Consider the following 20,161-nt stretch of genomic DNA (forward strand, 5'->3'; position numbering starts at 1 on the left):
ATGTCGAAGTTCTTTATCGATCGCCCGATCTTCGCCTGGGTGATCGCCTTGGTGATCATGCTGGTCGGGGCCTTGTCGATCCTGAAGCTGCCGATCAACCAGTACCCCAGCATCGCGCCGCCGGCCATCGCCATCGCCGTGACCTACCCGGGCGCCTCGGCGCAAACCGTGCAGGACACCGTGGTACAGGTGATCGAGCAGCAGCTCAACGGTATCGACAACCTGCGCTATGTGTCGTCGGAAAGTAACTCCGATGGCAGCATGACCATTACCGCCACGTTCGAACAAGGTACCAACGCCGACACCGCGCAGGTGCAGGTGCAGAACAAGCTCAACCTGGCCACCCCGCTGCTGCCGCAAGAAGTGCAGCAGCAAGGTATCCGCGTCACCAAGGCTGTGAAGAACTTCCTGCTGGTGATCGGCCTGGTGTCCGAAGACGGCAGCATGACCAAGGACGACCTGGCCAACTACATCGTCTCCAACATGCAGGACCCGATCTCGCGTACCGCAGGTGTGGGTGACTTCCAGGTGTTCGGTGCCCAGTACGCCATGCGTATCTGGCTTGATCCGGCCAAGCTGAACAAATTCCAGCTGACCCCGGTCGACGTCAAGACCGCGGTCGCCGCGCAGAACGTGCAGGTGTCCTCCGGTCAGCTCGGCGGCCTGCCGGCCATGCCGGGTACCCAGCTGAACGCGACCATCATCGGCAAGACCCGCCTGCAGACCGCCGAGCAGTTCGAAAAGATCCTGCTCAAGGTCAACAGCGATGGCTCGCAAGTACGCCTGGGCGATGTCGCCGAGGTGGGCCTGGGTGGTGAAAACTACGCGGTCAGCGCCCAGTTCAACGGCAAGCCGGCTTCGGGCCTTGCGGTAAAACTGGCCACCGGCGCCAACGCCCTGGACACTGCCAAGGCACTGCGCAAGACCATCAGCGACCTGGAGCCGTTCTTCCCGCCAGGGGTCAAGGCGGTGTTCCCGTATGACACCACCCCGGTGGTCACCGAATCGATCAGCGGCGTGATCCACACCCTGATCGAAGCGGTGGTGCTGGTGTTCCTGGTGATGTACCTGTTCCTGCAGAACTTCCGCGCCACCATCATCACCACCATGACCGTACCGGTCGTGTTGCTGGGTACCTTCGGCATCCTGGCCGCTGCGGGCTTCAGCATCAACACCCTGACCATGTTCGCCATGGTATTGGCCATCGGCTTGCTGGTGGATGACGCCATCGTCGTGGTGGAAAACGTCGAGCGGGTGATGTCCGAGGAAGGGCTGCCGCCCAAGGAGGCCACCAAACGTTCGATGGAGCAGATCCAGGGCGCCCTGGTGGGTATCGCCCTGGTGCTGTCGGCGGTACTGCTGCCGATGGCGTTCTTCGGCGGTTCCACCGGTGTGATCTACCGGCAGTTCTCCATCACCATCGTCTCGGCCATGGGCCTGTCGGTGCTGGTTGCGCTTATCTTCACCCCCGCGCTGTGCGCCACCATGCTGACGCCGCTGAAAAAGGGCGAGCACCATGTGGCCAAAGGCGGGTTCTTTGGCTGGTTCAACCGCAACTTCGACCGCAGCGTTACCGGCTACGAGCGCAGCGTGGGCACCATCCTGCGCAACAAGGTGCCGTTCCTGCTGGCCTATGCACTGATCGTTGTAGGCATGATCTGGCTGTTCGCCCGCATCCCTACCGCGTTCCTGCCGGAAGAAGACCAGGGCGTACTGTTCGCACAGGTCCAGACCCCGGCCGGTTCCAGTGCCGAGCGCACCCAGGTGGTGGTCGACCAGATGCGTGAGTACCTGTTGAAGGACGAGGCCGATACCGTGTCGTCGGTGTTCACCGTCAACGGCTTCAACTTCGCCGGCCGTGGCCAGAGCTCGGGCATGGCGTTCATCATGCTCAAGCCGTGGGGCGAGCGTTCGGCCGAGAACAGCGTGTTCAACCTGTCGACCCGCGCCCAGCAACACTTCTTCGGCTTCCGCGACGCCATGGTGTTCGCTTTCGCCCCGCCGGCAGTACTCGAACTGGGTAACGCCACCGGCTTTGACGTGTTCCTGCAGGACCGCGCCGGCGTCGGCCATGCCAAGCTGATGGAAGCCCGCAACCAGTTCCTGGCCAAGGCTGCGCAGAGCAAGGTCCTGATGGCGGTGCGCCCCAACGGCCTGAACGATGAGCCGCAATACCAGCTGACCATCGACGACGAACGTGCCAGCGCCTTGGGCGTGACCATCGCCGACATCAACAACACTCTGTCGATCGCGCTCGGTGCCAGCTACGTCAACGACTTCATCGACCGTGGCCGGGTCAAGAAGGTGTACATCCAGGGCGAACCGAATGCGCGGATGAGCCCGGAAGACCTGCAGAAGTGGTACGTGCGCAACGGCAAGGGCGAAATGGTGCCGTTCTCCTCGTTCGCCAAGGGCGAGTGGACCTACGGCTCGCCGAAGCTGTCGCGCTACAACGGCGTCGAGGCGGTCGAAGTGCTGGGTGCTCCGGCTCCGGGCTACAGTACGGGTGAAGCCATGGCCGAGGTAGAACGCATCGTCGGCGAACTGCCAACCGGCATCGGCTACTCCTGGACTGGTATGTCCTACGAGGAAAAACTCTCCGGTTCGCAGATGCCGGCGCTGTTCGCCCTGTCGATCCTGTTCGTGTTCCTCTGCCTGGCAGCGCTGTACGAAAGCTGGTCGATCCCGATCGCGGTCGTGCTGGTGGTGCCGTTGGGTATCATCGGTGCGCTGATCGCCACCAGCCTGCGCGGGCTGTCCAACGACGTGTACTTCCTGGTCGGCCTGTTGACCACCATCGGCTTGGCGGCGAAAAACGCCATTCTGATCGTCGAGTTCGCCAAGGAGCTGCACGAGCAAGGTCGCAGCCTGTATGACGCCACCATCGAGGCGTGCCGCATGCGTCTGCGCCCGATCATCATGACCTCGCTGGCGTTCATCCTCGGCGTGGTACCGTTGACTATCGCCAGTGGCGCCGGTGCCGGCAGCCAGCATGCCATCGGTACGGGCGTGATCGGCGGCATGATCAGTGCGACGGTGTTGGCAATCTTCTGGGTACCGCTATTCTTCGTCGCTGTGTCGTCGCTGTTCGGCAGCAAAAAGCCGGAAAAAGACGCCACCCCTGAAACTCCACGTTATGAGGCTGGGCAATGACCAAGTCTTTGTTGTCCCTGGCGGTAACCGCTTTCATTCTCGGCGGCTGCTCGCTGATCCCTGACTACCAGACCCCGGAATCGCCGGCGGCTGCGCAGTGGCCGCAAGGCCCTGCGTACTCGCCGACGCAGTCGGCGGACGTCGCCGCTGCCGAACAGGGCTGGCGGCAGTTCTTCCACGACCCGGCACTGCAGCAGCTGATCCAGACCTCGCTGGTGAACAACCGCGACCTGCGCGTCGCGGCCTTGAACATCGACGCCTACCGCGCGCAGTACCGTATCCAGCGTGCCGACCTGTTCCCGGCGGTTTCGGCCACCGGCAGCGGCAGCCGCCAGCGCGTGCCGGGGAACATGTCGCAAACCGGTGAATCGGGCATCACCAGCCAGTACTCGGCCACCTTGGGCGTCAGCGCCTATGAGCTGGACCTGTTCGGCCGGGTGCGCAGCCTGTCCGAGCAAGCCCTGGAAACCTACCTGTCCAGTGAGCAGGCCCGTCGCTCCACGCAGATTGCCTTGGTGGCCAGCGTGGCCAACGCCTACTACACCTGGCAGGCCGACCAGGCGCTGTTCAAGCTGACCGAAGAAACGCTGAAGACTTACCAGGAAAGCTACAACCTGACCCGTCGCAGCAACGAAGTGGGCGTAGCGTCGGCGCTGGACCTCAGCCAGGCACGCACCGCCGTCGAAGGCGCCCGGGTCAAGTACTCGCAGTACCAGCGCCTTGTCGCCCAGGACGTCAACAGCCTGACCGTGCTGCTGGGTACCGGCATTCCTGCCAACCTGGCCAAGCCGCTGGAGCTCAACGCCGACCAGCTGGCCAACGTCCCGGCCGGCCTGCCGTCGGATATTCTCCAGCGTCGCCCGGACATCCAGGAAGCCGAGCACCTGCTGAAGGCTGCCAACGCCAACATCGGCGCCGCCCGCGCAGCGTTCTTCCCGAGCATCAGCCTGACGGCCAACGCCGGCAGCCTGAGCCCGGACATGGGTCACCTGTTCAGCGGTGGTCAAGGCACCTGGCTGTTCCAGCCGCAGATCAACCTGCCGATCTTCAACGCCGGCAGCCTGAAGGCCAGCCTGGAATACTCGAAGATCCAGAAGGACATCAACGTCGCCAAGTACGAAAAAACCATCCAGACCGCCTTCCAGGAAGTCTCCGATGGCCTGGCGGCGCGCAAGACCTTCGAAGAGCAGCTGCAGGCCCAGCGCGATCTGGTGCAAGCCAACCAGGACTACTACCGTCTGGCCGAACGCCGCTACCGCATCGGGATCGACAGCAACCTGACTTTCCTCGATGCCCAGCGCAACCTGTTCAGCGCCCAGCAGGCCCTGATCGGCGACCGCCTTTCGCAGCTGACCAGCGAGGTCAACCTGTACAAGGCGTTGGGCGGTGGCTGGTATGAGCAGACCGGGCAGGCCAACCAGCAGGCATCGGTGGAAGTACCGAAGAGCTGATAGGCCTTGGTTTAGCAGAAAGCCCACCCTTGATGGTGGGCTTTTTGTTTTGTGTTGCCTGCACTGGCCCTATCGCCGGCAAGCCAGCTCCCACAAGGACCACGTAGAACCTGATGAATGTGGGGGCCCTGTGGGAGCTGGCTTGCCGGCGATAGGGCCAGTAAAGACAAACTATTAACCACCTGGAACATTCCGTTCGATTATCGCCCCGTTCCGTTTGCGGCGAATTGCCTCACCCCCGCCCTACCCCGCACCATCCCCTCACGCAACGTTGCCCAGGTTCATCAATAAAGCCCCGCCCCTGCAGGCCGCATCCTGCAGCGCACCGGCTCACCCATAAAAACAAGAGATCCACGACAGATGAGCATTTCGCAACCCGCACGCCAGCTGCTGCCCGGCCTGTTGGCCATGTCCTGCGCGTTCCCGCTGTGCGCCGCCGAAGGCGGTTTCATGGAGGATGCCAAGGCCACTCTCAACCTGCGCAACTTCTACATCAACCGCAACTTCGTCGACCCGGCCAACGCCCAAGGCAAGGCCGAGGAATGGACCCAGAGCTTCATCCTCGACGCCCGCTCCGGCTTCACCCAGGGTACTGTCGGTTTCGGCGTGGACGTTCTGGGCCTGTATTCGGTCAAGCTCGATGGCGGCAGAGGCACCACCAACACTCACCTGCTGCCGGTGCATGACGATGGGCGGCCGGCCGACGACTTCGGCCGCCTGGGCGTGGCGCTAAAAGCCAAGCTCTCGGAAACCGAGCTGAAAGTGGGCGAATGGATGCCGGTACTGCCGATCCTGCGCTCGGACGATGGCCGTTCGCTGCCGCAGACCTTCCGCGGCGGCCAGCTGACCTCGAAGGAAATCGCCGGCCTGACCCTGTACGCCGGCCAGTTCCGCGGCAACAGCCCGCGCAACGACGCGAGCATGGAGGACATGTCGCTAAACGGCCGGGCGGCGTTCACCTCCGACCGCTTCAACTTCGGGGGCGGCGAGTACACCTTCAATGACAAACGCACCATGGTCGGCCTGTGGAATGCCCAGCTCAAGGACATCTACCGCCAGCAGTACCTCAACCTGGTACACAGCCAGCCCCTGGGTGACTGGACCCTGGGCGCCAACCTGGGCTACTTCATCGGCAAGGAAGACGGCGCCGAACGCGCCGGCAAGCTGGACAACCGCACCGCCTCGGCGATGCTCTCGGCACGCTACCAGGGCCACACGTTCTATGTCGGCCTGCAGAAGGTCAGCGGCGACGACGCCTGGATGCGGGTCAACGGCACCAGCGGCGGCACCCTGGCCAACGACAGCTACAACTCCAGCTTCGACAACGCCAAGGAGCGTTCCTGGCAAGTACGCCATGACTTCAACTTTGCCACCGTCGGCGTGCCGGGCCTGACCTTGATGAACCGCTACATCAAGGGTGACAACGTTACCGCCGGCGCTGTGGACGATGGCAAGGAATGGGCGCGGGAGACCGAGCTGGCCTATGTGGTGCAGTCGGGCAGCTTCAAGGACCTGTCGGTGAAGTGGCGCAACTCCACCATGCGCCGGGACTTCAGCACCAATGCGTTCGATGAGAACCGCCTGATTGTGAGCTACCCGCTGAATCTGCTTTGAAGCTGATGGCCTTTGGCGGGCTTGCCCGCGAAAGGCCAATCGCCCAATAAATAACCAATGGATATAACCAAATCAATAAACCGTCTTTGACGGAATATAAAGTAATCGCTTGAATAGGCCCCTGATCCCCGCCCCAGAGCCGTGACATGGACCTCCGCCAGCTGCGCTACTTCATCGCCCTCACCGACTACCGCAGTTTCGTCCGTGCCGCCGAGGCCATGGGCATCACCCAACCGGCCTTCAGCCGCGCCATCCAGAACCTTGAACACAGCTTCGGCTGCCCGCTGGTCGACCGCGCCAGCAAAGCCCTGCCGCCCACGCCCGAAGGCCTGGTGGTACTGCAGCATGCCCGTCGCCTGGTACAAGGCGCGGCGCAACTGAGCAACGACGTGCTGCAAATGACCAAGCTCGATGCCGGCGAACTGCACTTCGGCAGCGGCCCGGCGCTGGCCGTGCGCCTGGTGCCCGAGGCTTTGCGCCACTTCATCGAGCGCCACCCGGGCATCCGCACCGCGCTGCTGGTGGACAATGCCGAACGCCTTGGCCAGGCCCTGCGCCGTGAACAGATCGAGTTTTTCGTCGACGATATCCGCCTCTTCGAAGCCGACCCCAACTTCCACACCGAGCCGCTGTCACCCCGCCCGGGCCTGTTCTTCTGCCGCCCGGGGCACCCGTTGCTGAGCAAGGACAGCCTGTCGACCAACGACCTTTTTCGCTACCCGCTGGCCAGCGCCCTGCTCGCCCCGGGGGTTCGCAAGCGCCTGGCCAACCTGAGCGGGCGCAGCGACTTCGCCCCGCACTTGCAGACCGAACACCTGGCCATCCTGCGCAGTGTGGTGCAAGCCAGCGACGCCATTGGCACGGCCAGCGAGGAAGCGGTCGCCGAAGACCTCGCCAGCGGTAAGCTGGTGCGCCTGCACTGGCGCAACCTGCCACCGGCGCTGGAGGTGCTGAGCGTGCGCTGTGGGGTGGTCAGCCGCAGCGGCTACCGGCTGTCGCCGGCGGCACGGGCAATGATCGAGACCCTGGTGGGGCTGGATGCGCCAATGCAGGCTGCCGCCATTCGCTGAGCTGATGATGGTGGTGGCTGCGGGCTATCCTGATCACTATCAGGCAACGCAAAGCCGTAGCGGGAGGCACAGCAATGAAAACCCTCGTCGACCACCTGAGCCAATACGCCAGTTACCACCGCGACCCACGCAACATCGCCACCCATTTCATCGGCATCCCGATGATCGTGCTGGCGGTCACCATCCTGCTATCGCGCCCAGGCTGGGCGGTTGGCGGCATGTGGCTATCCCCTGCGTTGCTGGCAGCTGCAGCGTCGGTGTGGTTCTACCTGCGCCTGGACCTGCGTTTCGGCTTGGTGATGGGCTTGTTGCTGGGCTTGTGCCTGTGGCTCGGCCAGGTGCTGGCCGTGCAGGCGACGGCGCTGTGGCTAAGCGCCGGGGTGGGGGCGTTCGTGGTGGGCTGGATCATCCAGTTCGTCGGCCATTACTACGAAGGCCGCAAACCGGCCTTTGTCGACGATGTCAGCGGCTTGATCATCGGGCCGCTGTTCGTGGTCGCCGAAGCGGCGTTCATGCTGGGCTTGTGCCCGACCCTGAAACAGGCCGTGGAAAGCAGCGCAGGGCCGGTGGGCGTGCGCTCTCTGTAAATGCATACGCGGTCACTGTGGGAACAACTGTCTTGCGCAAAATTTAAAAAGCGTGCGTGATCCCTGTGGGAGCGGGTTCATCGAGGCGTCGAACCGCCGCGAAGAGGCCGGACCTGCGGGCCACTATCCTTGGGCATTCACCGTTGTCGCCTCCACCGCATTCGCGGGTGAACCCGCTCCCACACCGATCAGCTACGTGACTCTACGCCCAGCTCATCCCATACCGACTCGGCCATGTGGAAGGTGGCATTGGCCGCCGGAATGCCGCAGTAGATCGCGCTCTGCATCAGCACTTCCTTGATCTCGTCGCGGGTGACGCCGTTGTTGGCCGCCGCGCGCAGGTGCAGCTTCAGCTCATCGTTGCGGTTCATGCCGATCAGCATGGCGATGGTGATCAGGCTGCGGGTATGCCGTGGCAGGCCCGGGCGGGTCCAGATATCACCCCAGGCGTGGCGGGTGATCATTTCCTGGAACTCGCCGTTGAAGTCGTTGAGCTTTTCCAGGCTGCGGTCGACGTGGGCATCGCCCAGCACCGCACGGCGCACTTGCATGCCCGCTTCGTAACGTTGTTTCTCGTCCATGGCGGTGCCCTCAGTGAGCCAGCAGGAAGTCAAGGACGCGGCGGCTGAACGCCTCGCCGATCTCGACGTTGGACAAGTGCGCTGCCGGGAAGTCGACATACTCCGCACCGTTGATACCGGCCTGCATGAAGCGGCCATGCTCGGGGGTGGTAACCACGTCTTCGGTGCCGGCAACGATCAGCGCCGGCACCTGGATGCGGCCCAGTTGCTCGCGGTAATCGGCATCGCGCACTGCCGCGCAGTTGCCGGCGTAGCCTTGCGGGCTGGTTTGCGCCAGCATCTGGCAGATGCGCTGGGCCTGCTCGGGCTGGGCCTGGGCAAAGCCCGGGGTGAACCAGCGGGCGATCGAGGCATCGCGCAGCTCGACCATGGCCTGCTGGCCGCCCTTGAGCACGGTGTCGATACGGGTATTCCACACCTCGTCATTGCCGATTTTGGCGGCGGTGTTGCACAGGGTCAGGCTGTGCAGGCGCTCGCCAGCATTGATCCCCAGCCACTGGCCGATCAGGCCGCCCATCGACAGGCCGACAAAGTGCGCCTTGGCGATGTCCAGGCCATCGAGCAAGGCCAGCACGTCGCGGCCCAGCTGTTCGATGCTGTAGGCCCCTTCTGTGACCAGCGAGGCGCCATGACCACGGGTGTCGTAGCGCAGCACCCGGAAGTGCTGGCTCCACAGCGGAATTTGGGTGTCCCACATACCCAGGTCAGTGCCGAGCGAGTTGGACAGGACCAGCACCGGGGCGTTCTCCGGGCCATCAATCTGGTAGTTCAAAACGCCATCGGCCAGTTGCAAGTGCGCCACAGCGGTCTCCTTCAGGCAATAAAACGTTGATGTTCGGATACGGCGCGCGCCACCCAGACGCGGGCCTGGCCCAGGTAATGGGCGGGGTCGAGCAAGCGATCGAGTTCTTCAGCGGACAGCTCGGCACTGACCTGCGGCTCGTCACCCAGTACGGCACGCAGGTGGCGCTGCTCGGCGACCGCGCGCTGGCAGCACTGCTCCAGCAGGTGATGGGCGCGGTCGCGGCCCAGGCGCTGGGCGAGGACAATGCTTACCGCTTCAGCCAGTACCAGGCCCTGTGTCAGGTCGAGATTACGGCGCATGCGCGCGGCATCCACTTCCATGCCCTCGGCAATCAACTGGGCCTGGCGCAGGGCACCAGACACCAGGCAACAGATCTCCGGCAGGGTTTCCCATTCGGCATGCCACAGGCCAAGGCTGCGCTCGTGCTCCTGAGGCATGGCGCTGAACAGCGTCGAGACCAGGCCGGGTACGCGGGTGGCGGCACCGATCAACACCGCGGCACCGACCGGGTTGCGCTTGTGCGGCATGGTCGAGGAGCCGCCCTTGCCGGGCACGGAAGGCTCGAACATCTCCCCCGCTTCGGTTTGCATCAGCAGGCTGACATCGCGGCCGAACTTGCCCAGGCTGCCGGCCACCAGGCCAAGCACCGAGGCAAACTCCACCAGGCGGTCGCGCTGGGTGTGCCAGGGCTGCTCGGGCAAGCTGAGCTTGAGCTGCTCGGCCAGCGCCTCGGCCACCGGCATCGCCTTGCTGCCCAACGCCGCCAGGCTGCCCGAGGCACCGCCAAACTGCAGCACCAGCAGGCGCGGGCGCAGCTCCTGCAAACGCTGGCGGTGGCGGGTCACGGCGCCCAGCACACCGGCCAGTTTCATCCCCAGGGTCACCGGGGTGGCGTGTTGCAGCCAGGTGCGCCCTACCATCGGCGTATCGGCATGCTTCAGGGCCTGTTGCGACAAGGTCTCGGCCAGTCTGCCAAGGTCGCTTTCGATCAGCTCCAGGGCATCGCGCAACTGCAGGACCAGGCCGGTGTCCATCGCGTCCTGGCTGGTGGCCCCCAGGTGCACATAGCGCTCGGCCTCGGGTACACCGCTGGCGATCACCTTGCCCAATGCTTTCACCAGCGGGATCGCCGAATTGCCCGCAGTGGCAATGGCATTGGCCAGCGCGCCAACGTCATAACGCTCGGCGTGGCACGCCGCTTCGATGGCCGCCACCGCGCTGTGCGGGACCAGCCCGGCAGCGGCTTCGGCTCGGGCCAGCGCCGCTTCGAAATCGAGCATGCCCTGCAGGCGGCCGCGGTCGGAAAACACCTCGCGCATGGCAGGCGCCGTGAAGTAGGCGTCGAACAGTTGGTTGCTCATGCAACTTCCTTAATCATCATGGTGCAGGTACGCCGCCTGCTTGGGCAGGCGCAGGCTGAACAGGAACGCGATCGCCATCATCGCCGTCACGTACCAGTAGAAGGTGTTTTCCATACCCAGGGTCTTCAGGCCCAGGGCCACGTATTCGGCTGAACCGCCAAATATCGCGTTGGCAACCGCGTAAGCCAGGCCGACGCCCAGCGCACGCACCTGCGGCGGGAACATCTCGGCCTTCACCAGGCCGCTGATCGAGGTGTAGAAGCTGACGATACACAACGCCAGGGTGACCAGCACGAAGGCCATGAACGGGCTGCTTACAGTCTTCAGCGCCATCAGCAACGGCACCGTGAACAGCGTACCAAGCGCACCGAACAGCAGCATCGAGTTACGTCGGCCGATACGGTCGGAGAGCATACCGAAGAACGGCTGCATGACCATGTACAGGAACAATGCACCGGTCATCACGAAACTGGCGCTCTTCGCCGACATGCCCGCGGTATTCACCAGGTACTTCTGCATGTAGGTGGTGAAGGTGTAGAAGATCAGCGAGCCGCCGGCGGTATAGCCCAGCACGGTGATGAAGGCTGCCGTGTGGTGACGGAACAGGCCCTTGATAGACCCTGCGTCCTTGTCCTGGCGGGTTTCGGCGCTGCTGGTCTCGTGCAGCGAGCGGCGCAGCATCAGTGAGATCAGCGCGGCGATGGCACCGACCACGAACGGAATACGCCAGCCCCAGGCGCGCAGTTCGTCTTCGGTCAGCAGCTGTTGCAGGATCACCACCACCAGCACCGCCAGCAACTGGCCGCCGATCAGGGTGACGTACTGGAAAGAGGCAAAGAAGCCACGTTGCCCGCGCAGGGCGACCTCGCTCATGTAGGTGGCCGTGGTGCCGTACTCACCGCCCACCGACAGGCCCTGGATCAGGCGGGCCAGCAACAGCAGCGCCGGGGCCCAGGCACCGATGCTGGCATAGGTGGGCAGGCAGGCGATCATCAGCGAGCCGAAGCACATCATCAGCACCGAGATCATCAGGGAATTCTTGCGACCATGGCGGTCAGCCAGGCGACCGAAGATCCAGCCACCGATGGGGCGCATCAGGAAGCCGGCCGCAAACACACCTGCCGTGTTCAACAGCTGCACGGTGGGGTCGTCGGAGGGGAAGAACGCCGGGGCGAAGTAGATCGCGCAGAAGGCATAGACGTAGAAGTCGAACCATTCCACCAGGTTGCCTGAAGAGGCACCGACGATAGCGAAGATGCGCTTGCTGCGTTCTTCGCCGGTGTAATAGGTTGAGGTCATGACGGTTTTACTCCAGGAGGGTTCCAGATAAGTCTAGACATACCTGGTAACACACTCGTTCCGCTATCGGGCTGGCAATTGGCCTTGAGTCGAATGTACCGGCCCCTTCGCGGGTAAACCCGCCGCCACAGGTCAACATTGTGCAGTGGGCAACGCTTTTCCTGTGGGAGCGGGTTTACCCGCGAAGAGGCCGATACAGTTCAAACCCGTTCGATGGCCAGCGCCAAACCTTGGCCGACGCCCACACACATGGTCGCCAGGCCCTTGCGCCCACCGCTCTTTTCCAGCTGGTGAAGCGCCGTCAGTACCAGGCGCGCACCGCTCATGCCCAGCGGGTGGCCCAGGGCGATGGCGCCGCCGTTGGGGTTCACCTGCGGCGCATCGTCGGCCACACCCAGCTCACGCAGCACCGCCAGGCCTTGGCTGGCGAAGGCTTCGTTGAGCTCGATCACATCGAAATCACTCACTGCCACGCCCAGGCGCTCGGTCAGCTTGCGTACCGCCGGCACGGGGCCGATGCCCATCACCCGCGGTGCGACACCGCCACTGGCCATGCCCAGCACTCGGGCACGTGGGGTCAGGCCATGTTTCTTCACCGCGTCGGCCGAAGCCAGGATCATTGCCGCCGCACCGTCGTTCACGCCCGAGGCGTTGCCGGCGGTGACGGTCTTGTCCGGGCCGTTGACCGGCTTGAGCCTGGTCAGGGCCTCAAGCGTGGTTTCGGGACGCAGGTGCTCGTCGCGCTCGACGATGGTTTCGCCCTTCTTGTGCACGATCCGCACTGGGACGATTTCTTCGGCAAAGAAGCCAGCGGCCTGGGCGGCGGCGGCCTTCTGCTGGCTGCGCAGGGCGAACGCGTCCTGGTCAGCACGCGAAACCTGGTAATCATCGGCCACGTTGTCGGCGGTTTCCGGCATGGAGTCCACACCGTACTGGCTTTTCATCAGCGGGTTGATGAAGCGCCAGCCGATGGTGGTGTCTTCGAGTTTCATGTTGCGCGAGTAGCCGCTTTCGGCCTTGCCCATGACGAACGGAGCCCGCGACATCGATTCGACGCCGCCGGCAATCACCAGCTCCATTTCGCCGCTGGCGATGGCACGGAAGGCAGTGCCGATGGCATCCATGCCCGACGCGCACAGGCGGTTCAGGGTAACGCCCGGGATGCTCTCTGGCAGGCCGGCCAGCAGCAGCGCCATGCGTGCCACGTTGCGGTTGTCTTCACCGGCCTGGTTGGCGCAGCCGAAGAACACTTCGTCAACCTGGTCCCACTGTACGCCAGGGTTGCGCTCGATCAGCGCCTTCAGCGGCACCGCCGCCAGGTCGTCGGCGCGCACACCGGCCAAGGCGCCACCGAAGCGGCCGATGGGGGTACGGATGGCATCACAGATGAATACATCGTGCATCAGGCTTCTCCTGCCAGTCGGCCGTGGGCCGCGGCGGTATGGGTTAGGGGGTGTCTGCAGAGTGTCGGCCAAGCCGGGCATTTGCGGACATCTGGAGGCTCCTGGTCAGGGTGCTTCGATGCGCTCAGATTAAGGAGGGTGGCGGGTAGCTTACAATCCGATAATCGACTATTTGGGCGGTTATCGAACCATTTGTTGTCCTGCTATTCATTTCCATTTGGAGCTGCTGCGCAACCCATCGCGACGCAAGGCCGCTCCGACAGGGGCCGGAGCGGCTTCAAGGCTTCAGGTTGCGTCAGCGTGGCTCACCAGCCCCTTCACGATCACACCTACCGCAGCAAGCCCGGCGGGTACCAGCAGCGCCGTCAGCACCTGTTCGAAATTCCAGCCCAAGCCCAACAGCGTCGCGCCACTCCAGGCCCCGAGAATTGCACCAAAGCGGCCGATGCCGAGCATCCACGATACACCCGTGGCACGGCCCTGGGTCGGGTAGAAGCGTGCCGCCAGCGAAGGCATCGCCGACTGCGCACCGTTCACGCACATCCCGGCAATCAGCACCAAGGTCGCCAATAGCGTGATGTTGCCCAGGCTTTGCCCCACGGCGTAGGCAAATACACCCGCAAGCAGGTAGAAAATGCCGATCACTTTGTGCGGATTGAAGCGGTCCATGGCCCAGCCCACGCCGACGGCACTGAGGACGCCACCAAACTGGAACAACGCACCGATGAACGCGGCCTGCTCCATGCTTGCGCCGCTGTCGCGCATCAAGGTTGGTAGCCAGCTGGTCAGCAGGTAGACGATCACCAGGCCCATGAAATAGGTCAGCCACAGCAATACGGTCCCCAGGCCGTAGGTACCGGAGAAGATCACCGCAAACACGTTGCGCGCGGCCACGGCCTTCTGTTCCGGCACGCTGAAGCTGCCGGCCTCGGCCACCACCTGCGGTGCGATTGGCGCCAGGGTCTTGCGTATCTTGTCTGTGCCTCGGTTGCGTACCACCAGAAAGCGCGCCGACTCTGGCAGCCAGACCATCAGCACCAGCGCCAGCAGCAACGGCAGTACCCCGCCGATGACCAGCAGGCTGTGCCAGCCGTAGGCGGGGATCATCTTGGCCGATATGAAGCCACCACCGGCCATGCCCAGGTTGAAGCCGCAGAACATGCTGGTCACCAGCAGCGACTTGAGGCGTTCAGGGGTGTATTCAGACAGCAGCGTGGTGGCATTGGGCATGCCGGCGCCAAGGCCCAGGCCAGTCAGAAAACGCAGCACCAGCAGTTGATCGACGTTGCTGGCATAGGCCGAGGCCAGGCTGAAACCGCCGAACACCAGTACCGCGCCCACCAGCACGCCCTTGCGGCCAAAACGGTCGGCCAGCGGCCCGGAACCCAAGGCACCGAACACCATGCCGATCAATGCGGCGCTCATGACCGGGCCGAGGCTGGCCCGGTCGATCCCCCACTCCTGCGACAGGGCCGGGGCGATGAAGCCCATGGCGGCGGTGTCCAGGCCATCGAGAAAGACGATCAGGAAGCACAGCAGCACGACCCGCCACTGGTAGCGGGACAAAGGCTGCTGATTGATAAACGACTGGACGTCGAGGCTTTTGCCGACGTTGCTTTGCGCGTGGTTCATTGTTGTTATCCAGAATGAAGGGCACAGCCAGGCCACTGCACGCGGGTAGCCGGCACAGAAAGCGATGAATAGGTAATGTGGCCTGCGTCAGCCTGGATACAACGGTACTGCATGCGGGTGCGGCCGCAGCAGCGAGGGGACAGTATTCATGGTATGTGCCTCTATGTTTTTCTTGTTCGGTCGGCACAGCCGACCGTTGCGAGAGACATTAATCAGCGGGCGCGCTGGACGCAATTCACCCGGAACGACACTGTGCGTTTATCGCACAGGAAAGGGTTTTACCTGTTCGGACCCAGGGCCGCTTTGCAGCGCGTCGGCCTCAGCCGAACAACTGATGGCAAAGGTCCCGGCTGGCCGCCAGCAGAATTGGCAAGAAGCGCTGCTCCAGCTCACTGCGCGTCACCCGTCCCACATGGGTACTTACATTCAGGGCCGCCAACACCTGCCCGGAAGCGTCATAGATCGGCACCGCAATCGAGCGCAGGCCCTGCTCCAGTTCCTGGTCGACCACGCACCAGCCCTGTGCACGCACCTGCTGAACGCAGGCGAACAGCGACTCCGGGTCATGCAGGGTACGGCTGGTGCGCGCCTTCAGGTCGGCACGCTCCAGGTACTCACGCAGGCTGGTGTCGTCCATGGCCGCCAACAGGATGCGCCCCATCGACGTGCAATAAGCCGGCAAGCGCCCGCCCACCGACAGGTCGACCGAAATCAGCCGCTCCACCGTGGCCGAACGGGCTATATAAAGAATGTCGTCGCCTTCCAGCGTGGCCATGTTGGCCGCTTCATGCAGCTGGTCGCTGATGCGGTCCAGATAAGGCTGGGCAGAGATGGCCAGTGGTGTGGACGAAAGGTAGGCATGCCCAAGAGTCAGCACTTTGGGCAGTAGCGAATACGTGCGCCCGTCGGAGGTGGCGTAACCCAACTTGATCAACGTGTGCAGGCACCGACGCACTGCCGCGCGAGGGATCTCGGTACGGTGGCTGATCTGGGCGATGGTCAGGTGGCGCTTGCGCTCCTGGAAAGCCTGGATCACCGCGAGGCCACGTGCCAGCGAGGTCATGAAATCCGGGTCGCCGGTAAAGGCCTGGATACGCTTGGCCGGGGACGCCACGATTGGCGGCGCCATGGCAGCCGAAGCAGGCCGTTCCGCCTCCGGGTTGCCCGAATCGCTGCCCAAGGTTTCGTCACTCATCGCACACCTCAAAAAAAACGCCGGTTCGTGCGATTATCGAACAAACGGCCGATAATCGCAATTGACCGCTGACACTTTTGCTTATACCTTTCTCGTGCCACTTGTGGCTTCTTTGGAGAGACTGGTCAGGTACCCACCGTAGAAGTCCCCAGGCAACGGCCTCGCCTTTCGGCGAGGCCGTTTTTCGTTAAGGCCGCACCCGCCCATAGCGACGAACTTTTGCCGCTCTTGCGTTTCAACATCTACGCAAGCTTCCTGGTTAACGGACACTGTTGATTAATTGCGTCTGATGATGTCAGGGCGGAGTAAATAACCATGTTCGCCGAATTATCGGTTGCTATAATCGAATGTGCCGGCCACAACGCTGGCGTTGCCTATGCACGTTGCACGATGCATAACTACAGTGATCCACACTTCATTCAGGTACTACATGTGACGAAAGATGAACTGCGCGCGGAACTCGAGCGCCAGGCTGAACGTTACAAGGATGTTTACGGTGGTGAAGTCACCACTTACGCCGCACAACCGGAACCGGAACGCAAACCCTGGCGCAAGCGTGCCAGCGTGCGCGACCAGGCGTTCAGCCAGGAACTGGAACGTATGGAAAAGGAACAGCGCAGCGACGCTCCCTGACCCCGGGGCCACGCCAGCGCGTCGTCGCCCGGCCAGCCCGGGCGCGGTCGATTTTTACTGCCAGGCCTCACATGAAATGGAATTTCACAAATTTCATACAACTGTTTGAATAATGGCCAGTCGGATTTTTCCTTGCTTTAACACCTTTTTTCGCTATTTTTCGCGTTTTTTAGCAGACATTACCCTGCCCTTCTGCACCGCACTGCAAATTACGTTCCGCCCACGAAGATTGATATCGGTCTGCACCGGGTGCATCGATTGCCAACATTTTCTGGCATAATCCCGCCCCCCTAAGACCGCCAGACAACCTTCATGATCGATTTATTCAGCGGACTGGATGCCTGGGTGTTGGTGAGCCTCCTGCTCGCCTTGACCTTCGTACTCGCCTTCGAGTTCATCAATGGCTTTCATGACACCGCCAACGCGGTAGCTACCGTCATCTATACCAAAGCCATGCCACCGCACCTCGCCGTGTTCTTCTCCGGCGTGTTCAACTTCCTTGGCGTGCTGCTTGGCGGTGTGGGGGTGGCCTACGCCATCGTGCACCTGCTGCCGGTCGAACTGCTGATCAATGTGAACACCGGACACGGCCTGGCCATGGTCTTCTCGTTGCTGGCCGCGGCCATCACCTGGAACCTGGGCACCTGGTACTTTGGTATCCCCGCCTCCAGCTCGCACACGCTGATCGGCTCCATCCTCGGCGTCGGCCTGGCCAACGCCCTGATCAACGACATCCCGCTGGGCGACGGCGTCAACTGGCAGAAGGCGATCGATATCGCCATGTCACTGGTGGTCTCGCCAATGGCCGGCTTTGCCGTTGCCGCCCTGGTGTTGCTCGGCCTGAAGTGGTGGCGCCCGCTGTCGAAGATGCACAAAACCCCCGAGCAGCGCCGCAAGCTCGATGACAAGAAGCACCCGCCGTTCTGGAACCGCATGGTGCTGGTGGTTTCGGCCATGGGCGTGAGCTTCGTGCACGGCTCCAACGATGGCCAGAAAGGCATTGGCCTGATCATGCTGGTGCTGATCGGTATCGTGCCGGCCAAGTTCGTGCTCGACCTGAACAGCACGACCTACCAGATCGAGCGCACCCGCGACGCCACGCTGCACATGAGCCAGTTCTACCAGCGCAACGCCAGCACGCTGGGCGAGTTCCTGGCACTGGGCAAGGCCAAGTCCAGCGACCTGCCAGAGCAGTTCAGCTGCAACCCGCAGCAGACCGAGCCGACCATCGCCGCGCTGCAGTCCTCGCTGCAGGGCGTGACCGACTACCACAGCCTGGATGCCGACAAGCGCGTCGAAGTACGCCGCTACCTGTTGTGCCTGGATGACACGGCGAAGAAGGTTGGCAAACTGCCTGGCCTGGACGCCCGTGAAAAGGCCGACCTGGAAAAACTGCGCAAAGACCTGACCGCTACCACCGAATACGCCCCGTTCTGGGTGATCGTGGCCGTTGCCCTGGCCCTGGGCCTGGGCACAATGGTCGGCTGGAAGCGCGTCGTGCTGACCGTTGGCGAGAAAATCGGCAAGCAGGGCATGACCTACGCCCAGGGCATGTCGGCACAGATCACTGCCGCCTGCGCCATCGGCATGGCCAACGTGTTCGCGCTGCCGGTATCGACCACCCACGTGCTGTCGTCCGGCGTTGCCGGCACCATGGTTGCCAACAAGAGCGGTCTGCAAGGCGGCACCGTGAAGACCATCCTGCTGGCCTGGATCCTGACGCTGCCCGCATCGATGGGCCTGGCGGCCGGCCTGTTCTGGCTGGCGTCCAAAGCCATTGGCTGAGTGATGCAGCAATAGATCAAGGCGCCTTCGGGCGCCTTTTTCATGCTAGCTGGTCCTGTGAAGAGGCATAGGCAAACTAGCGCTTCTTGCCCCCCAACAATGACCCCATCAAACCGCGCACCAACTGCCGGCCCAACTGGTTGGCCGCCTGGCGCACTGCCGACTTGATCGCCTGCCCCGCCGCCCCCTGCAGAAACTCGCCGGCCTTGTCGGCAAAGCTCTCTTCATCAGCCTTGGGCTGCGGCGCCGGCTCCACTGCCTCGCCCTTGCGCTGGGTCAGCATTTCATAGGCCGATTCACGGTCCACTGGTTTGTCATAACGCCCCGCCAGCGGCGAAGCGGCAATCAGCGCACTGCGCTCGGTTGCACTCAACGGCCCGATCCGCGACTGCGGCGGTGCTATCAGCACACGCTGCACCATGGCCGGCGTGCCCTTCTCTTCCAGCGTACCTACCAGCGCCTCACCGATCCCCAGCTCGGTCAGCACCGCCAGGGTGTCGAGCGCCGGGTTGGGGCGGAAGCCATCGGCCACCGCCCGCAGGGATTTCTGTTCCTTGGCAGTAAACGCCCGCAAGCCGTGCTGGATACGTAACCCCAACTGGGCCAGCACCGCATCCGGCAAGTCCCCCGGCGACTGGGTGACGAAGTACACCCCCACCCCCTTGGAACGGATCAGCCGTACCACCTGCTCCAGACGCTCCTGCAACGCCTTGGGCGTACCGTTGAACAGCAAGTGCGCTTCATCGAAGAACAACGCCAGCACCGGTTTGTCGGCGTCGCCGCGCTCGGGCAACTGCTCGAACAACTCGGCCAGCAGCCACAACAGGAAGGTCGCATAGACCTTGGGCGCCTCATGCACCAGCCGGCTGGCATCCAGCAAGTGGATGCGACCACGGCCGTCCGCGTCCGGTCGCAGCAGGTCCTCCAGTTGCAACGCCGGTTCGCCGAACAAAGCCTCGGCCCCTTGCTGCTCCAGAGTTGCCAGGCGGCGCAACAAGGCCTGGGTAGACCCCGAAGTCATCAGCGCGCTGTCTTCGCCAAGCATTTGCGGGTTGTCTTTCAGGTGCGCGAGCAGCGCTTTGAGGTCCTTGAGGTCAAGCAGTAGCAAGCCTTCGCGGTCGGCCACCTTGAATGCCGCATACAGCGCCGCCTGCTGGCTGTCTGTCAGCTCCAGCAAGTTGCCCAGCAACAGCGGCCCCATTTCACTGAGGGTGGTGCGCAGCGGGTGGCCGGACTGCCCGGCGATATCCCACAAGCTTACCGGGTACGCGCGGGGCGTATGCCCCAGCCAGGGCATGCCGGCAATGCGCTCGGCTACCTTGCCCTGCGGCGCACCGCTTGCCCCCAGGCCGCAAAGGTCGCCTTTGACGTCAGCGGCGAACACCGCCACCCCGGCGTCGCTGAACACTTCCGCCAGGTGCTGCAGGGTAACGGTCTTGCCAGTACCCGTCGCACCCGCTACCAGACCGTGACGATTGGCCAGCCGCATGGCTTGCCCGACGGGTTGGCCTTCCGGGCCTGCACCTACAACGATGGTCGAAGATTCCGACATCTCTTTAATCCTCTACTCAAGCTTTGGCTTAATTCGGCCG

The 20,161-nt window shown here is 63.2% G+C and carries 15 protein-coding genes; 7 read left to right on the forward strand and 8 right to left on the reverse strand.

Features of this window, described 5'->3' with window-relative positions:
- The 5 genes from ttgB (at position 1) to AC5O5I_RS23025 (ending at position 7,875) form a co-directional block, all read left to right on the forward strand.
- Entirely contained in the window at positions 1 to 3,153 is a 3,153-nt protein-coding gene (ttgB, locus tag AC5O5I_RS23005; RefSeq protein ID WP_172226629.1) for a multidrug efflux RND transporter permease subunit TtgB, read from the forward strand.
- A complete protein-coding gene (locus AC5O5I_RS23010) occupies positions 3,150 to 4,604 on the forward strand; it encodes an AdeC/AdeK/OprM family multidrug efflux complex outer membrane factor (RefSeq protein WP_494511625.1) in 1,455 nt (484 codons plus the stop codon). The genes ttgB and AC5O5I_RS23010 overlap by 4 nt, the downstream gene beginning before the upstream one ends.
- Positions 4,605 to 5,012: 408 nt before the next feature.
- Positions 5,013 to 6,218 carry an OprD family porin gene (locus AC5O5I_RS23015; RefSeq protein ID WP_372242860.1) on the forward strand — a complete coding sequence of 402 codons (1,206 nt, stop codon included), beginning with the start codon at positions 5,013 to 5,015 and terminating at the stop codon, positions 6,216 to 6,218.
- A gap of 146 nt (positions 6,219 to 6,364) precedes the next feature.
- A complete protein-coding gene (locus tag AC5O5I_RS23020; protein WP_494511626.1) occupies positions 6,365 to 7,288 on the forward strand; it encodes a LysR family transcriptional regulator in 924 nt (307 codons plus the stop codon).
- Between the two features lie 74 nt (positions 7,289 to 7,362).
- Positions 7,363 to 7,875 (forward strand): Mpo1 family 2-hydroxy fatty acid dioxygenase, encoded by a 513-nt coding sequence (locus AC5O5I_RS23025; RefSeq protein ID WP_172285661.1) that lies wholly within the window; start codon positions 7,363 to 7,365, stop codon positions 7,873 to 7,875.
- A gap of 188 nt (positions 7,876 to 8,063) precedes the next feature.
- Here AC5O5I_RS23025 and pcaC read toward each other — a convergent pair whose 3' ends face one another.
- The 7 genes from pcaC to pcaR all read right to left on the reverse strand — a co-directional run bounded on the left by pcaC (position 8,064) and on the right by pcaR (position 16,151).
- On the reverse strand, positions 8,064 to 8,456 hold the full coding sequence (gene pcaC / locus AC5O5I_RS23030) for a 4-carboxymuconolactone decarboxylase (RefSeq protein ID WP_172232362.1): 393 nt from the start codon (positions 8,454 to 8,456) through the stop codon (positions 8,064 to 8,066).
- Positions 8,457 to 8,466: 10 nt separating this feature from the next.
- Positions 8,467 to 9,258: a 3-oxoadipate enol-lactonase gene (gene pcaD, locus AC5O5I_RS23035; RefSeq protein WP_172232359.1), complete on the reverse strand. Its 792-nt coding sequence runs from the start codon at positions 9,256 to 9,258 to the stop codon at positions 8,467 to 8,469.
- An 11-nt stretch (positions 9,259 to 9,269) separates the two neighbouring features.
- The gene (locus AC5O5I_RS23040; RefSeq protein WP_494511627.1) at positions 9,270 to 10,622 is read right to left on the reverse strand and encodes a 3-carboxy-cis,cis-muconate cycloisomerase; all 1,353 of its coding nucleotides are present in this window, start codon (positions 10,620 to 10,622) and stop codon (positions 9,270 to 9,272) included.
- Positions 10,623 to 10,631: 9 nt separating this feature from the next.
- Positions 10,632 to 11,921 carry an MFS family transporter gene (locus AC5O5I_RS23045; protein ID WP_172227507.1) on the reverse strand — a complete coding sequence of 430 codons (1,290 nt, stop codon included), beginning with the start codon at positions 11,919 to 11,921 and terminating at the stop codon, positions 10,632 to 10,634.
- Positions 11,922 to 12,121: 200 nt separating this feature from the next.
- Complete coding sequence (pcaF, locus tag AC5O5I_RS23050) at positions 12,122 to 13,327, reverse strand: 3-oxoadipyl-CoA thiolase (RefSeq protein WP_172227513.1); 1,206 nt, start codon at positions 13,325 to 13,327, stop codon at positions 12,122 to 12,124.
- Between the two features lie 282 nt (positions 13,328 to 13,609).
- Positions 13,610 to 14,956, reverse strand: a complete 1,347-nt coding sequence (pcaK, locus tag AC5O5I_RS23055) for a 4-hydroxybenzoate transporter PcaK (protein ID WP_172227505.1) — start codon at positions 14,954 to 14,956, stop codon at positions 13,610 to 13,612.
- A gap of 319 nt (positions 14,957 to 15,275) precedes the next feature.
- Complete coding sequence (gene pcaR, locus AC5O5I_RS23060) at positions 15,276 to 16,151, reverse strand: pca regulon transcriptional regulator PcaR (RefSeq protein ID WP_372242438.1); 876 nt, start codon at positions 16,149 to 16,151, stop codon at positions 15,276 to 15,278.
- A gap of 432 nt (positions 16,152 to 16,583) precedes the next feature.
- On the opposite strand from pcaR, the gene AC5O5I_RS23065 reads away from it, so the two are divergent.
- Positions 16,584 to 16,784, forward strand: a complete 201-nt coding sequence (locus tag AC5O5I_RS23065) for a hypothetical protein (protein ID WP_172227509.1) — start codon at positions 16,584 to 16,586, stop codon at positions 16,782 to 16,784.
- Between the two features lie 312 nt (positions 16,785 to 17,096).
- Positions 17,097 to 18,569, forward strand: coding sequence for an inorganic phosphate transporter (locus tag AC5O5I_RS23070; protein WP_172227503.1), 1,473 nt, complete (start codon positions 17,097 to 17,099; stop codon positions 18,567 to 18,569).
- A gap of 76 nt (positions 18,570 to 18,645) precedes the next feature.
- On the opposite strand, the gene AC5O5I_RS23075 is transcribed toward AC5O5I_RS23070, so the two are convergent.
- Entirely contained in the window at positions 18,646 to 20,121 is a 1,476-nt protein-coding gene (locus AC5O5I_RS23075) for a helicase HerA-like domain-containing protein (protein WP_172227501.1), read from the reverse strand.
- Positions 20,122 to 20,161: the final 40 nt, after the last annotated feature.

Source organism: Pseudomonas sp. 9_2_1 (genome assembly GCF_059295275.1).

Coding starts and splice junctions, on each gene's coding strand:
- ttgB (WP_172226629.1), top strand. CDS start 1: ATGTCGAAGTTCTTTATCGATCGCCCGATCTTCGCCTGGGTGATCGCC.
- AC5O5I_RS23010 (WP_494511625.1), top strand. CDS start 3,150: ATGACCAAGTCTTTGTTGTCCCTGGCGGTAACCGCTTTCATTCTCGGC.
- AC5O5I_RS23015 (WP_372242860.1), top strand. CDS start 5,013: ATGTCCTGCGCGTTCCCGCTGTGCGCCGCCGAAGGCGGTTTCATGGAG.
- AC5O5I_RS23020 (WP_494511626.1), top strand. CDS start 6,365: ATGGACCTCCGCCAGCTGCGCTACTTCATCGCCCTCACCGACTACCGC.
- AC5O5I_RS23025 (WP_172285661.1), top strand. CDS start 7,363: ATGAAAACCCTCGTCGACCACCTGAGCCAATACGCCAGTTACCACCGC.
- pcaC (WP_172232362.1), bottom strand. CDS start 8,456: ATGGACGAGAAACAACGTTACGAAGCGGGCATGCAAGTGCGCCGTGCG.
- AC5O5I_RS23040 (WP_494511627.1), bottom strand. CDS start 10,622: ATGAGCAACCAACTGTTCGACGCCTACTTCACGGCGCCTGCCATGCGC.
- AC5O5I_RS23045 (WP_172227507.1), bottom strand. CDS start 11,921: ATGACCTCAACCTATTACACCGGCGAAGAACGCAGCAAGCGCATCTTC.
- pcaK (WP_172227505.1), bottom strand. CDS start 14,956: ATGAACCACGCGCAAAGCAACGTCGGCAAAAGCCTCGACGTCCAGTCG.
- pcaR (WP_372242438.1), bottom strand. CDS start 16,151: ATGAGTGACGAAACCTTGGGCAGCGATTCGGGCAACCCGGAGGCGGAA.
- AC5O5I_RS23070 (WP_172227503.1), top strand. CDS start 17,097: ATGATCGATTTATTCAGCGGACTGGATGCCTGGGTGTTGGTGAGCCTC.
- AC5O5I_RS23075 (WP_172227501.1), bottom strand. CDS start 20,121: ATGTCGGAATCTTCGACCATCGTTGTAGGTGCAGGCCCGGAAGGCCAA.